The following is a 985-nucleotide window of genomic DNA, read 5'->3' on the forward strand; positions in this document are numbered from 1 at the left end:
TGGCGCCTGAGCCTTTTGGCTGCTCCTGAGCAAGATCGCGGTCGGCCTCTTCATCGAACCCGGATGGTTGCCTGAACGTCGTGGTTCGCTTGCAAGGCAGGGTCGACGAAGATGACACACAGTAGCACGAAGACCGGTCCGGCCGTAGCCGGGATCGATGTCGGCAAGGATTGGCTCGACCTTGCCGTCGATGGATGCGACGAGCGTTGGCGCCTGCCCAACACCGGGGAGGGGCGGGCCGAACTCGTCGCGGTGCTGATCCGTCTCGGGATCGGCCGGGTCGGCCTCGAAGCCTCCGGCGGCTATGAGCGCAGGGCTACCGCTGCCCTGCGCGAGGCGGGCCTCGACGTGGTCCTGTTCCAGCCCCGGCAGGTCCGCGCCTACGCGACCTTTCGCCTGCGCCGCGCCAAGACCGACGCCATCGATGCCGGACTGATCGCCGCCTGCACGGCGGCTCACGGACCCGGCAGGCCAGCCCCCGATCCGCGCTTGGTCGCCCTGGCCGAGCCCCTGCGCCTCGTCGAGCAGATCGACGAGGACGTCGTCCGCCTCAAGACACGGCGGGAGGCCTATCAAGACCCGCGCATCCGCGAGCACATCGCCGCCGAGATCCAGCGTCTCAAGGCCGAGCGCGCGGCGCGGATCAAGGCCCTCGTCACCGCCCTGCGCGCCCATGACGATCTCGCCCGACGCCTCGACCTCGTCCTCAGCGTTCCCGGCATCGGGCCGCGCACCGCCCTCACCCTCATCGTGCGCATGCCCGAACTCGGAGACCTCTCCCGCGAGCAGGCCGCAAGCCTCGCCGGTCTCGCCCCCTTCGATCACAGCTCCGGCCGACATCAGGGCCAGCGCCGCATCGCGGGAGGACGCGCCACCGTTCGAACCGCCCTCTACGCCGCAGCCCTGCCCGCCGCCTTCCGATGGAACGACGCCCTCGTCCGACTCTACAAACGCCTCAAGGACGCCGGAAAATCCCACCAGAAAA

Annotated in this window: 1 protein-coding gene; it reads left to right on the forward strand. The window is 69.5% G+C overall.

Features of this window, described 5'->3' with window-relative positions; all coding sequences use genetic code 11:
• Positions 1-111: 111 nt before the first annotated feature.
• Positions 112-985: IS110 family transposase (locus IPV08_RS24315; RefSeq protein ID WP_207414426.1), on the forward strand; the 874-nt coding region annotated here is incomplete at its 3' end.

This window comes from Methylobacterium sp. SD274 (genome assembly GCF_017355285.1).
Taxonomy (GTDB): domain Bacteria; phylum Pseudomonadota; class Alphaproteobacteria; order Rhizobiales; family Beijerinckiaceae; genus Methylobacterium.